Origin of the sequence: Pseudobacter sp. (assembly GCF_051955275.1) — a bacterium.
In the GTDB taxonomy this organism is placed as follows: Bacteria; Bacteroidota; Bacteroidia; order Chitinophagales; family Chitinophagaceae; genus Pseudobacter.
In genome coordinates this window covers 1-10493 of record NZ_JBQCGW010000006.1, presented here as the reverse complement: position 1 = coordinate 10493, position 10493 = coordinate 1, and the positions used below count along the sequence as shown (strand labels likewise).

9 protein-coding genes are annotated in these 10493 nt (G+C 47.5%); 3 read left to right on the top strand and 6 right to left on the bottom strand.

Annotated elements, in window-relative coordinates; genetic code table 11:
* Both ACTHMC_RS00665 and ACTHMC_RS00660 read right to left on the bottom strand, forming a co-directional pair.
* A partial coding sequence (locus ACTHMC_RS00665) for a DoxX family protein (protein ID WP_440409950.1) occupies nt 1-291 on the bottom strand: 291 nt, incomplete at its 3' end.
* Between the two features lie 94 nt (nt 292-385).
* The gene (locus ACTHMC_RS00660; RefSeq protein ID WP_440409948.1) at nt 386-964 is read right to left on the bottom strand and encodes a Crp/Fnr family transcriptional regulator; all 579 of its coding nucleotides are present in this window, start codon (nt 962-964) and stop codon (nt 386-388) included.
* A 190-nt stretch (nt 965-1154) separates the two neighbouring features.
* Here ACTHMC_RS00660 and lon point away from each other — a divergent pair, with 190 nt between their 5' ends.
* From lon to ACTHMC_RS00645, 3 genes are all read left to right on the top strand, one after another.
* Nucleotides 1155-3560, top strand: coding sequence for an endopeptidase La (gene lon / locus ACTHMC_RS00655; RefSeq protein WP_440409946.1), 2406 nt, complete (start codon nt 1155-1157; stop codon nt 3558-3560).
* A 282-nt stretch (nt 3561-3842) separates the two neighbouring features.
* A complete protein-coding gene (porQ, locus tag ACTHMC_RS00650) occupies nt 3843-4895 on the top strand; it encodes a type IX secretion system protein PorQ (RefSeq protein ID WP_440409944.1) in 1053 nt (350 codons plus the stop codon).
* A 130-nt stretch (nt 4896-5025) separates the two neighbouring features.
* Entirely contained in the window at nt 5026-5457 is a 432-nt protein-coding gene (locus ACTHMC_RS00645; RefSeq protein WP_440409943.1) for a response regulator, read from the top strand.
* Here the strand turns inward: ACTHMC_RS00645 and bioB are convergent.
* The 4 genes from bioB to ACTHMC_RS00625 all read right to left on the bottom strand — a co-directional run.
* On the bottom strand, nt 5454-6431 hold the full coding sequence (gene bioB / locus ACTHMC_RS00640) for a biotin synthase BioB (RefSeq protein ID WP_440409941.1): 978 nt from the start codon (nt 6429-6431) through the stop codon (nt 5454-5456). The two genes, ACTHMC_RS00645 and bioB, sit on opposite strands and share 4 nt — an antisense overlap.
* A 40-nt stretch (nt 6432-6471) precedes the next feature.
* The gene (locus tag ACTHMC_RS00635) at nt 6472-8115 is read right to left on the bottom strand and encodes a hypothetical protein (protein WP_440409939.1); all 1644 of its coding nucleotides are present in this window, start codon (nt 8113-8115) and stop codon (nt 6472-6474) included.
* A 9-nt stretch (nt 8116-8124) separates the two neighbouring features.
* A complete protein-coding gene (locus tag ACTHMC_RS00630) occupies nt 8125-9612 on the bottom strand; it encodes a hypothetical protein (protein WP_440409938.1) in 1488 nt (495 codons plus the stop codon).
* 32 nt (nt 9613-9644) lie between these two features.
* On the bottom strand, nt 9645-10493 hold an 849-nt coding region (locus ACTHMC_RS00625; protein WP_440409936.1), incomplete at its 5' end, for a sulfatase-like hydrolase/transferase.

Genomic DNA, 10493 nt, shown 5'->3' with positions numbered 1-10493 from the left:
CTGGAAGAAGGCGCCAACCATCACTATCCCTAATAAAAATGCATTGATCCTGCCTGCGAAGCCTGCAATAAGCAACACGGCTCCCAATGATTCGATCAGGATCACCAATGCGCCCATCACAGCCGGTAGTCCTACATGTTCCGTGAAATAATTCATGCTGGCATCCCAGCCGAAGCCACCGAAGAGGCCGAAGGTTTTCTGAAGTCCATGCGGCAGGATCACAATACCAAGTGCAACGCGAAGTATTAGCCAGTTATAACTATTGTCGGTTGCTAATAAATTCCTTTTCATAAAAAAATTCGTTTAAAGATTTTGTCTGCACAAAATTCCCTTTAAACGAAGGGCTGCTCCAATGATCCATGGTAAGAAAAATTCTTAACCTGTGTTAAGTGTTTTTTCGTTGTGCCCTGATGCGGCTCAGACTTTCGGGAGTGATACCCAGGTAGGATGCAATATGTTTCAGGGAGAGCCTTTGTTCAAAATGCGGGTAGCGCTGCTGAAAAGCCTGGTAACGCTCTTCGGCGGCCATGGACAACGACTGATTGATGCGTTCGCTCATTACAATATAAGCGTTCTGCAATAAGATGCGGTAAAAGCGGTTGAGTTGGGGGATCTGGTCATAGAGCTGTTCCAGCTGACTGCGTTCAATGAGCAGGAGGGTAGTGTCTTCAATGGCTTCCAGGTGGTATTTGGAGGGCTGACCGCTTAGGAAACTGTACATATCGCCGGTCCACCAGTCTTCAAAAGCAAACATCATGGAATGTTCCTGGCCTTTTTCGTCCACGTAATACTGTCGCAGGCAGCCTTCGGTAACGAAACACTCGAATCGCATTATATCACCGGGCTGTAGAAAATATTGCCTTTTACGGAGCTTACGGACTTTAATGCAGGAGGTGAAAAGCTCCTTTTCTTCGTCATTGAGTTGAACATGCCTGTTCAGGTTGCTTAGAATGCGTTCGTACATGGGCTAAAGTTACAGGAATTGCTATCTTTGAAATCAACCCTTACGCGTTTACCTGCCCTTTTGACCTGATTTTTATGTCCGGGTACCCGCCAATCCCGTTGGCACTAAACTTGAACTATAGGCCAGTCAATTAATTAGCATAGGTATTTAACGCTGAGAGTGTTATTTTGTCATCCGATAAAATGAAGTAATGAAAGAACCCGGTTTACTTTTTCAGGCAGAAGATGAGATGGATTTTCTACCTATAATTCCCCTGAACGAAAACGAACGTGATAATGGCGAAGAACTGGTAGTGCCCGGTGAACTGCCGTTGTTGCCCCTCAGAAATACAGTATTGTTCCCTGGTGTGGTGCTCCCTATCACAGTAGGCAGAGATAAAAGTATCAAGGCTGTGAACGAAGCCTACAAGGCTGATAAGCTGGTAGGCGTGGTAGCGCAGAAAGACAGTAATGTGGAAGATCCCACTGTTTCCGATCTGGAAGATATCGGTACAGTGGCGCGCATTGTGAAGCTCATCAAGATGCCCGATGGCGGTACTACCGTTATCATCCAGGGCAGAAGACGCTTCAAGGTGGCTGGCATTGTGGCTGAAGACCCTTATTTCAAAGCGCGCATTGAATTGCTCACAGATGATGAAACTCCCAGGAAACCCGAAGATTTTGAAGCCTATGTTTCCAATATCAAGGAACTGGCGGCCCAGATCATCCAGCTTTCACCGAATATCCCTTCAGAGGCCAGCATCATCCTGAAGAATATCGAAAACCCTTCCTTTCTCATTCACTTTATTTCCAGCAACCTCAATACCGATCTCAAAGAGAAACAGGAGTTGCTGAAGCTGAATAATATTGAAGCACGTGCAGACCTGCTGATGCAGTTGCTGCAACGCGAGCTGCAGTTTGCAGAACTGAAAAATAAGGTCACCACCAAAACAAAAACGGAGCTTGACAAACAACAGCGCGAATATTTCCTCAATCAGCAGATGAAGAGTATCCGCGAAGAGCTGGGAGGTGATTCCAATGATCGTGAGATCAGGGAAATGCAGAAGAAGGCAGAGTCGAAAAAATGGACCGAAGCCGCACGTGAAATGTTCCGCAAGGGCATCGAGAAGCTGGAGCGTATGCATCCTTCCACACCGGATTATTCGGTAGTGTACAATCATCTCGATCTGATACTCGACCTGCCTTGGCAGGAATACACGGAAGACCTGTATGATCTGAAGAAAGCGCAGAAGGTGCTTGACAAGGATCATTATGGTATGAAGAAAGTGAAGGAGCGGATCCTGGAATACCTGGCAGTACTGAAGTTGAAGGGCGATATGAAGAGTCCGATCCTTTGTTTTGTAGGCCCGCCCGGTATTGGTAAAACATCGCTGGGGCGCAGCATTGCCGCTGCCATTCAGCGTAAATATGTTCGCATCAGCCTGGGTGGCCTGCATGATGAGAGTGAGATCCGTGGCCACCGCAAAACATATATCGGCGCTATGCCTGGCCGGATTATTCAATCCATCCGTAAGATCAAATCATCCAATCCCGTGATCATCCTTGACGAGATCGATAAGGTAGGATCTGATTTCCGCGGCGATCCTTCGTCCTCTCTTCTTGAAGTGCTGGATCCTGAACAGAACCATACATTCTACGATAATTACCTGGAACTTGAATATGACCTGAGCAAGGTGTTGTTCATTGCCACGGCAAATAATATCAACAATATCCAGCCTGCGCTGCGCGACCGTCTGGAGATCATCGATCTAGGCGGATATGCAGTGGAAGAGAAAGTGGAGATCGCCAAGCGTCACCTGGTACCGAAACAAAAGGATGCGCATGGTCTGAAAGAGCTCAACTTCAAGATCGGTGATAAAGTGCTGGAAAAGATTGTACAGGATTATACGAGAGAGAGTGGCGTGCGTGAACTCGACAGGCAACTGGCGAGCATCATGCGTTTTGAGGCAAAGGAATATGCCATGAAACAAAAGATCAAAACGCTGCTCACTTCCAAAGAAGTGGAGAAGATCCTGGGTAAGCCACGATACAGTAATGATCTATATAAGGTAGCCAATATTCCGGGTGTGGCTGTAGGGCTCGCATGGACCTATGTAGGTGGTGATATCCTCTTCATAGAGACCAGTCTCAGTGAAGGCAAGGGAGAGCTCAAGCTTACAGGGAATCTGGGGAACGTGATGAAGGAATCTGCGGCTACAGCATTTACATTCCTGCAATCCAATGCAAAGAAACTGGATCTCGATCCTGCATTGTTCGATAAACGTACGGTGCATGTGCATGTACCTGAAGGTGCAGTACCCAAGGATGGTCCCAGCGCAGGTATAACGATGATGACAGCCATTGCTTCTGCATTTTCAGGAAGGAAGGTGAAATCATACCTGGCGATGACCGGTGAAATAACCTTAAGAGGTCAGGTGCTACCTGTAGGCGGTATCAAAGAGAAGGTGCTGGCTGCCAAGCGGGCTGGTATCAAAGAGATCATCCTCTGCTGGCAGAATGAGAAGGATGTGCAGGAAATTGATTCTGAGTTCATCAAGGGTATGAAGTTCCATTTCGTGAAAACCATGCAGCAGGTTCTGGAGCTTGCGCTTGTTTAACATTTATCCAACTATTACTACAAATATTCCCGTAAACGCCAAAACCCGCTGTGGTAGGGCGTTTGCGGGAATTTCAGTTTTCAGGCAGGGGCTTTTTAATATCATTTTAATCGATATATGAGCAGGTAAGGTCAACAAAAGGACTCTAATCATGTTATATTTATAGTATCAATTGAAAATTTTTTCATGTTGGTTGTTTTAAGGGTTAAAGGAATTCCTCCATGTCAATGGAGGAATTTTTTTTTGGCTACCTAAAACCTTATTTTCGCTTCCTCATCTTTCATGAGAAGCTGGCTGCTAATATCAATCGCTGTGTTCTCACAGTACGCGCTCCGGTCCCAGACACTGGGAGGCAGTACTGTTTATAATTTTCTCAGGCTTCCCAATGCTCCTCAGCTTACTGCCCTTGGCGGCATCAATATTTCCCAGATCACTGAAGATATCAGTCTGGCATTTCACAATCCTGCATTGTTAAGAAGTAACATGCATACGCAAACGCATCTTTCTTTCAATTCATTCAATGGTGGAGTGAAACAATATCACCTGATGACGGGCGTTCATCATGCGGCACTCAATACAAATTTTGCGCTGGGTGTTCAATACCTGAATTATGGTTCACTGCAGCAGACAGATGCGGCAGGTAATATCAATGGCAACTTCAGGCCTGTTGATTATGTGGTACAGGCCAGCGCCAGCAGACAGTATTTGAACAGGTGGCATTATGGAGGCGCCGTCAAATTCATTCATTCCTCGTATGGTATTTATCGTTCTTCCGGAATTGCGTTTGATATAGGCCTTAGTTATTATGATTCAGCATCATTATGGCAGGCGTCCTTCGTGGTAAAGAATATGGGCACCCAACTCAAAAAATATGGAGAGGAAAGTGAAGAGCTTCCTTTTGACATGCAAATGGGTATTTCCAAACGTTTGGCAAATGCCCCCCTTCAGTTTTCAATCACGGCCTGGCATTTGCAGCGGTTCGATATCCGTTATGAGGACACAGTTTTTGACCGGGAGGAGGGATTGGAAGAAAATGGAAAAGGAAGAAACTTCTTTTTCGATAAATTGTTCAGGCATGTGGTGATCGGTGCGCAATGTTATGTTACGGACAAGGTGGAGCTGAGCATCGGTTACAATCATATGCGCCGGAAGGAACTGAATGCGGGTACGGCAGGAAACGGGTTGAATGGTTTTTCCCTGGGGGCGGGGGTACTGTTCAAAAAGCTGCAGATCCGGTATGCCCGGAGCTGGTATCAGAAGCATCTTGCCTTCAATCAGCTGGGCCTGAGCCTGCGGTTGAACCAGTACCTTGGGAGTGGTAAACAGGTATTTTAGAGTTCCCGGTACACGTTTCCCCTTAACAGACCTTAGCCAATTTCCTTACTTAGCCGAAATTGATGGGAACAATTAATGTTTTTTCATCAATTTGAATGAACTTTTGGGTCTTACTTTAATTTATTCGTCCATGATAAAAATCGTGATAGCAGACGATCACCGGCTCGTCCGGGAAGCCTGGCGGCTTTTGTTAAGCCGTGATCCCAGGCTGGATGTGATCGCTGTTTGTGAAAATGGCCACCGCGTGGTGGAGGCATCCCGGGTCTTGCAGCCCCAGGTGATATTGATGGACATCAATATGGAACCGATGAATGGCATTGAAGCCACCCGCAAGATCCGTGAATTTTCCTCAGATATCCGCATTATCGGCATTTCGGTGCATACCGATCTGGCCTATGTGAATGGCCTGATGCAGGCCGGCGCCAATGGCTATGTTACCAAGAATTCCTCCGGTGAAGAAATGATCACCGCCATCCTCCAGGTGATGGAAGGACAGCCCTATTTCTGCAAAGAGATCGCAAATATCCACACCACATCCACCAGGGCCCGGGCTGCGGGTTAGTGCTGCACCAATTCCTTTTCTCCCTTGAAAGCCTCACGGGGTGTAAGTCCCAGCAGATCAAACATCGCCATATCCTCATCAAATGTAGGGTTCGGCGTAGTGAGCAGTTTTTCTCCTGCAAAAATGGAGTTGGCTCCTGCCATGAAGCAGAGGGTCTGATCCGCTATGCTCATGCTGGTGCGGCCTGCACTGAGGCGTACCATGGCTTTAGGCATCAGGATCCTTGCCGATGCGATCATGCGCACCAGGTCCCATACATTCACCTTTGCATTGTTTTCCAGCGGGGTTCCCTTTACCGGTACCAGTGCGTTTACAGGAACGCTTTCAGGGTGCTCTGGCATGGTGGCCAGCGTCAACAACATCCTGATGCGGTCCTCATGGGTTTCACCCAGGCCAACAATACCACCACAGCAAACAGAAACACCTGCCTTGCGGACATTGTCCAGGGTCCTCAGTCTGTCGTCATAAGTGCGGGTAGTAATGATATCGCCGTAGTATTCGGCTGAAGTATCGAGGTTGTGGTTATAAGCATAGAGACCGGCATCCGCCAGTTTTTTTGCCTGGTCTTCCGTCAGCATGCCCAGGGTGCAGCATACTTCCATTCCCAGTTCGTTCACGCCTTTGACCATATCAAGTACACGGTCAAAATCGCGGTTATCACGCACTTCGCGCCATGCTGCACCCATGCAGAAACGGGTAGAGCCGGCATCTTTAGCTTTCTGTGCGTATTCCAGCACTTCATCCTTCTTCATCAGCGCCTGCACATCGATGCCAGTATGATAACGGGCCGCCTGCGGGCAATAAGAACAGTCCTCTGAACAGCCGCCTGTTTTGATGGATAACAGGGTACAAACCTGTACTTCGCCTGTGTCATTGTACTCACGGTGCACAGTGGCAGCACGATAGATCAAATCAAGCAAAGGCGTATTGTACAAAGCTTCCACCTCGGGTAAAGTCCAGTTGTTTCTGATCATGTCAATTGTTTTTCGGGATTGAAGGGACGAATATAAAGGCTTATTTTGAATCCATGATAACAGAATCCACCAGCATTGGTTTATAAATCCTGAGATGATTGACTGTTGTGTCCGGCTCACCCCATTGTAGTTTTTTCGATGTTGTACGTTCAAAATAGTCCTGTACGGATTTCAGCTGCTGGCCACTGAATCGTACACGCGGATTGTTCACCGCATCCCCGAACCCGGAATACCCGAAATCGCGCAGCAGCGCTGCATCCCGCAGGCTCAGCGGCTGGTCCGTAAAAAGAAAATTGTGCAGCGGATATTCAGCAGGTGTGGCAAATACACTCACGTATTTGAAGTACTCATCGTCATTCATATTGATGAATAAAAGATCCGGTCTGCGCATCAGCGACGCATGAACTTTTTGGAATTCTTCATAAGCCACTCTGTTCACCTGGCCCGTTTTATAAGTGCGCACAGTACCCCAGGCCAACAGCACCAGTATCATCCCCGAAATGATAAGTTTGTTCTTACGGATAGCCCCCGGCTCTGACGCCCCGCAGGCTGCCGCTAAAGTTGTGGAAGCAAGCAGCAGGGTGGGGATCATGAACTCCGGAAGTTTCATATACAGGATCAGGTATATCACTATAACAAGCGCAGCTGCCAGTGAAGTAAGCATCACCAGGAACTGCCTGCGGGCGGCGTAAAAAATATACAGACCAAGCAATGCCGTTAGCAGGGCAAGCCGGTTGTTCATGAAGGTCCAGTAGGCAAAGTCTTTGGTGAAAATACCGGTTATTGGTCTGCGTGATACAGATTCTTTTGCCATTGCCTGTAATGCGGCAACGGGTACCGTAACCGTGTCAGGCAGAATGAGATCCTCCAGCAGGGCCAGCTCTGTTTTATAGGCTGCCAGCCCGGGTTTATTGGTATCCCGGTAGTAATTGATATTGCTGTATTTAGCCTGTCTGTATGTTTCTTCCGATTGCCAGTTGGGACAATTGTTGGTGTAATGCTTTTCCTGTATGAATACGAACAGGAATGAGATGATCAGCATGCCCGCGATCCATCCCGCCGCCTGGAATTTTTTCTTCCATCCGGGTATCAGCAGGAAGAACGGACCAGTCACCACCAGTAATGGAAATGCCACATGCAACCTGAACAAAGTGCCGGCAAAGAAGAAGAGTGCTGCAGCTGTCAATGTGCTTCTTGAGGCAGGCCATGTAAACGTATGCCAGATCAGCAACAGGGAAGCCGTGATGGCCATCGCGGACGCTGAGGAATTGTGCAGGTACACAAGCAGGAAACTGCCAAAGAAGCTCATGATCAGTAAGAAGTAAGCTATTGCTTTCTGCCACGGCCAGCGGAGCAACAGCAGGTAGCAGATGGCTGTTGCGGATGCATATTCAGTAAAGATCATGCTCCAGCTGAACCAGTTGATGCCGGGAAAATGACTGAACAACCATGCAATGGGGGTGGAGAGCCAGTAATGCATATTGTGCAGGAAGGGCAGGCAGGTGGAAGGGCCTGCTCCAAAGCCATCTCCGAGGATCCAGGCGATATTGAGATCGTCACCCGAATGGTAAACAGGGTGACCGGCATATATGAGAATGGCATAGATGACCGCGGTAGCGCCGACCGATACACCAAAAGCCTTTTGCGCAGATAACCTGTATGTATTTTTAACGGTGTTGATCATGCGAAGTAATCAATGTGGTTCAAAATTGTCTGTCAGGAATACCGTACTGTCTTTCAGCATGGGATATGTATCTCTGAAGATGGTATTGATAACAGCCCTGAACTGGTTGACATGACTGATGCTGTCATAGAACCTGCTGTAATCTCCTGAAGGGAGGTAAACGGCATTCTGTGCGTAGTAGGCCTGGTGAAGATCCTTTATCTTCCAGCGGTAGCCATGATCAGACATGAAGATAATGATAGCATCAGGATTGTGCTGCCTGATACTGCCCACAATTTTTGTCAACTCAATATTGGCGTATTGCAGGTATTCCAGGTACCAGGGCAGCGGTGGTGTCTTGCCCGTGTGAATGGCGTCCACCAGGGAATCCGGTAAAGCGTTTCCGTTTTTATCTTTGTAAAAAGGAAAATGCGGGATCAGGAAATGTCCGTATACAAACCTGGGCACGGTACTTTTTTCCTGTGATTCCTTCATTACGCCTGCTATGCATTTATCGTTGTTCTCCACCTGTTCCTTGTAAGAAGTAACCGGTAAGATCCTTCTCAGCCATTCGTACCGGCTGAAGAACCAGCCAAATTCCGCCGTCAGTCTGCCTATGAGAGTCTCTTCTGTGATCAGTTTGGTGTCGGTGCTGAACCATCGCTGACTTACCGGAGCCGGATGTCCGTTGAGGTCAAAGAAAGAATGGTTCCTTATCTCGTATCCCATCGAACTGAAAAAACGCATCACCTCATTGTTGCGGATCGCTTCCGCACAATACTGGTAATCCTCCCGTTTTAATTCCATACCGGCTTTTGCCCAGGGAATATAGTCCATATTCAGACAGCTGGCCATGGATAAGGCGGTATTGGGATAATTGCTTTTGCTGTTGGGGAGCAGGTGAAATCCCTGGCTGACCAGGAAACTGTCCGTTTCGCTGTTGTCGAAATTATAATGCTGCCGGAGACTGAGCGTGGAGGAATACTCATCGAAGAGCAGGAAGAATATATCCGGGCGCCTGATCTGCTTACCGGCGCTGATGGTCTCTGCCGGTCTGCTGCCTTTGTCCCATGGCTGTTTCAGCAGCAGGTTACCGAGATCCAGCAGGATGAAGATGGCAAAGAGCAGGTTGAAAAAGAACACTATCCTCACAGGATCTTTTTTCATCCTGCGCAGCCTGATGAAAATCATGATTCCGGTCAGCAGGAAAGCGGTGCAGAGCACACTGTATTTATAGAGGAATTTCCAGGGCGATACGGCTTTGATGAAATCGAAAAGAGCGCCGAAAAAAAGAAAGAAGCTCAGACAATACAATGTCATCAAACCTGCTTTGCGCACATCTTTCAGTAATAATCTGAAAAAGAAGAACAACAGGCAGGATGCCAGCAGTAATACGCCGGCGAGAGGAAGTATATGAACAAACACAAAATTGCCTGCATTGGCCGTATAACCATGCAGCACGAAGAATACCGGCAACAGCAGTACAAAAAATGGGATGGTATTCAACAAGCGCTTCATTCAGTGATTTGTTTTACAGTTCCCGCTGACCTTTAAAAGCCTTCGATGCCTTTAGGTTCTTCAAATATCGTAATGAAACTATCATTCAGCATTTTGTATTGCTGCCTGAACAGGGTATTGAAAAGTATCCTGAACTGGTTCACACTGGTAACACTGTCGTTCCACTGCTGGTATTGTTTATCCGGCAGGAACAGGGCGTTCAGGTTATGGAACCTGATGAACTGGTATCCGGGATCATCGGTGCCGCGGAAACCGTGATCTGACATCAATACGATCACAGCTTTATTGCCGGTATTTGTCTGAATACTGTCTACCAGTTTCCGGATCTGCATATTGCCATATTCCAGGTAATTGAGGTAAGCAACGGCGGTATCCTGCATCCTGTTGCCTTTGGGTTGAAAGATCTCCGGTTGCCTGTTCCCTTTGGCATCATACAGGTAAGGCCAGTGGGGGATCAGGAAATGACCGTATACGAATTTCGGTTTTTCAGTTTTCCTGGAGCTTTCATCGATGGTGAGCTGAATGGCCTTCTGACTTTCATAGGCTCCTTCTTCTCTTGAAGGCACCGGTAGTAAACTGCTGAGCCGGGGATACAGATTGAAGAACCAGCTGAACTCGTCGCAGAGCCTGTACAGCAGGGTTTCTTCCATGATCAGCCTGGTGCTTACCGGAATGAATTCCTGCTTTACACGGGCAGGATGATTGGCCAGATCGAAAGTGGAATAGTTGACGATCTCATAACCATTGTTGCTGAGGAATGAAACCACCTTGTTGTTACGGATAGCTATTCCGCAATCGATGATCTCTTCCCTGACGGGTTGTTTCCCTTTTTTCTGGCGATCCATGTATTCCATATTCAGAATGGATGCCATGGAAAAAAC